Genomic DNA, 2,625 nt, shown 5'->3' with positions numbered 1-2,625 from the left:
CCGCAGTTTGCGACGGACGGATGAGGTTGTCATCGAGGCTACGGGCAACGCCATGGCGGTGGTGCGGGTTCTGTCGCGCGACGAGGCTTGCGAAAATGCATCACAATAGTAACCAGATCGCCGCTTCAGGCCACCGAACCCCGATCGCCTTCCTAGAGCACGTCCGGTTTAATCCGGGTCATACCCCTGCGGCCTTGAAGTAGTTCTCGCATTCGGCTGGGGTGAAAAGATCGACGAGCGCTCCGACGGTGTTCCACAGGGCTCGTGATTGTCCTCTCGGCTTTGGCGCATAAGAGCCTTCAGTTTTGAGTGGGCGTTTTCGATCGGATTGAAGTCGGGGCTCTAGGGCGGCAGGAACATGAGCCTCGCGCCGGCCCGCCGCCTTGTGGGCAGGAGCTTGATGAGGTTGTCTAATCGCGTGGGGACGTCAAGTATCTTTGCGCTCGGAGATGCGTTGGCCGGGTACACGGTTGTCGTCGCGGTCAACATCGGTCGCCGCATGTAGATTCGCGGGACGAGCCTTCAATGTGGACGACGCGCTTTGCTGAGCCAGCGGTGCAAGCCCATCAGCGGAATGGCTCGGCTCACGTCCCGGCAGGGATGCCTTGGTTGGGGCAGGATGTCGGCATGCGTAGGCGGATTTGGTTTTTCATCTCGACCACCCGTGGCGATCCTGATGAGGCGTAAACGCAGGGCGCTGGAGCGCTTCGGCATCGCGGCGCGCAGGCCCAACACCAACCAATAGGGGCCGGCATGCAGGAACAGCCGGAACTGGCGCCTTGGTGCAGGACGTTCGGTCGGTGGCGATATGTGTCTTCCAGGATTTGATGGGGTTCTCGGCCGCTCCGTGGCGTGCAGCAGAGGTTCTCGTAGAGTGCATTGGCCCGGCCACCGGTGAGATTGGTGACGATGAAGTGGTGTCGGCGCCTTGGGGGCCGATACCGGCCGAGGCGATAATGCGATCCACGCGGCTCCACCGACGATGTCGAGCACTCGGAACCGGCGGCCGCGGGCGAACTGGTCATGGACGAAACCCAGCAAAACGCGGCGGTGGTAAATCCATCTGAATTCCCGCCAGGCAATCGATAGCTCCTGTCGGGTTGTCGAATACGAGACACGTTGCTGTTCTGCTTGGCTTTCTGCTGCACTCTCATTTAAAGCCTTGATTAACAGGCAGAAAATGCTTTCTGTGGGTCTTCTGCGCAGTTGGCACGACTTTTGAGGCTCCCTTTCGGCGAGGCGGCAGGGGCTGCCGATCGATTTTCATGTTGTGGAACACCTCGCAATCCACAGAAGGAAGGAAAGCGGCATGTCAGGTCAGTGTCAGATCGCATTCTGTGGGAGGGGAAGTATCGGTAAATCCACAGTTCCCAAAAATACGCTCGCTGCTGCTGTCGATTTCAGACAGGACCATCTTGGTCATCGGCTGCGAGCCCAAGCCCACAGGGCAGTGAGGTAGACAATGGCGCCAGCAATTGCGGTGCACAGCAGCATTCAGGAAACCAAGCACGATTTCACAGCAGTCTATAATCGCAGGTGGCCCCACTCCTATTTTCGCGCACATCTGGCCTTGGACTATATGATTCCAGATCGGGCCAAGCCGGTCTTCGAACGGATCTTCGCCGATTACCGACGCGTTCGAAACAAGACCCGGTTAAAGATCATCGATGTCGGTTGCTCCTATGGCATCAACGCTGCTTTACTGCGCAGCGATCTCGATCTCGACGACCTTTATGCTGCTTATCTGGAACCCAGCGGATCACTCTCGCGCCGACAGGAGATCGAGCATCGCGCCTTCTTTCGCAATCGCGGCCTCCGTGACGACATCCAGTTCGTTGGCGTGGATCCATCGTTCCGGGCCGTTCGCTACGCGCAGAGCCTGGGCCTACTGGCGGCTGGAATCACTGCTGATCTGGAAACCCGTGATTTGACCGTCAAGGAACGTTGTGCCCTCATGGATGCGGACATCCTCATCAGCACAGGCTGTGTGGGTTACGCCACCGGGCGAACTTTTGCACGCGTGTATGATGCATCGGCAACGTCACGCCCGTGGGTCGTCACCTTCGCGATGCACCCCTTCAGTTATGACGACATCGCCGCAGTCCTTCAGGGTTTCGCGTTGGAAACCAAGCTCAAAGACCGGTTCAGACAACGCCAGCGCCGCTTTTCCACTCCGACGGAACGGCAGGCAATCCTGAAAGCTATGGCCAAAACCGGCATGGAGGATCGCCTAGAGCGCACGACGGGCTACATCTACGCGTCCTGCTACATCTCCGCACCCCAAGGGGAAGCGCTCTGAGCCTGTCATTGACTGGCAGATCTCTGGGCGAGTCGAGCTCGCGATCCACCACCTGCCTTTGCTGTGTGGAAAATTTTTGCAATTGCCTGTCAATGGGCACCAAAGTTTGCCTGATTTTAGCTTTCAATAGAGTACTATTCAATCTTCTCTAGTTGGGCGGGCTCGGGGTTGGCCGATGATCAAGGATCATCCGGCAAAGGATGAACACCTTCGGTCTCACCGGCTTCGGCGGCGAGTCTGAGTCTTCCGAGTTGTGTGCGTCAAGTTCTTGTGTGGATGCCAGCCATTTTGCAAGGAGGAACCTGAAGCATTGGACATGTGATCGA

At 57.8% G+C, this 2,625-nt stretch carries 1 protein-coding gene and 2 pseudogenes; 1 reads left to right on the top strand and 2 read right to left on the bottom strand.

What is annotated here, in order from left to right; translation table 11 throughout:
• Positions 1–168 precede the first annotated feature (168 nt).
• Together AC0L3D_RS36345 and AC0L3D_RS36340 are read right to left on the bottom strand one after the other, a co-directional pair.
• A pseudogene (locus tag AC0L3D_RS36345) lies at positions 169–378 on the bottom strand (transposase); the annotation flags it as partial.
• A gap of 206 nt (positions 379–584) precedes the next feature.
• A pseudogene (locus tag AC0L3D_RS36340) lies at positions 585–976 on the bottom strand (transposase); the annotation flags it as partial.
• 486 nt (positions 977–1,462) lie between these two features.
• Between AC0L3D_RS36340 and AC0L3D_RS36335 the strand changes: the two are divergent.
• Positions 1,463–2,299 carry a hypothetical protein gene (locus AC0L3D_RS36335; RefSeq protein WP_473647492.1) on the top strand — a complete coding sequence of 279 codons (837 nt, stop codon included), beginning with the start codon at positions 1,463–1,465 and terminating at the stop codon, positions 2,297–2,299.
• Positions 2,300–2,625: the final 326 nt, after the last annotated feature.

The sequence above is a fragment of the Mesorhizobium sp. WSM4837 genome (assembly GCF_055811435.1).
This window is presented reverse-complemented; position numbering and strand designations above follow the sequence as displayed.